This is a genomic window from Pseudoalteromonas sp. SIMBA_162 (assembly GCF_046535955.1).
GTDB classification, from domain to species: Bacteria; Pseudomonadota; Gammaproteobacteria; order Enterobacterales; family Alteromonadaceae; genus Pseudoalteromonas; species Pseudoalteromonas marina.
Genome location: NZ_JAWJBQ010001252.1, coordinates 1 through 234, shown reverse-complemented (window position 1 = coordinate 234; position 234 = coordinate 1). Strand labels below are relative to the sequence as shown.

Genomic DNA, 234 nt, shown 5'->3' with positions numbered 1-234 from the left:
TGGCAGGTATCGTATTCTTTATTGTGCTGTCTATCATTCAACCCATTTTACAATTAAATAATAGTGTAGGGCTTTAGCTATGAGACGTAATCAACAAGGTTTTTCATTGGTCGAAGTAATGGTGGTTATTGCCATTATCGGTATTTTGGCCACTATGGTGTTACCCAATGTATTAGGTAATCAGGAAAAAGCTAACCAGCAAAAAGTGATAGCCGATATTGTCGCTTTAGAAAA

At 36.3% G+C, this 234-nt stretch carries 1 protein-coding gene; it reads left to right on the top strand.

Annotated elements, in window-relative coordinates; translation table 11 throughout:
* Positions 1-79: 79 nt before the first annotated feature.
* Positions 80-234: prepilin-type N-terminal cleavage/methylation domain-containing protein (locus R0J88_RS23640; protein ID WP_410901407.1), on the top strand; the 155-nt coding region annotated here is incomplete at its 3' end.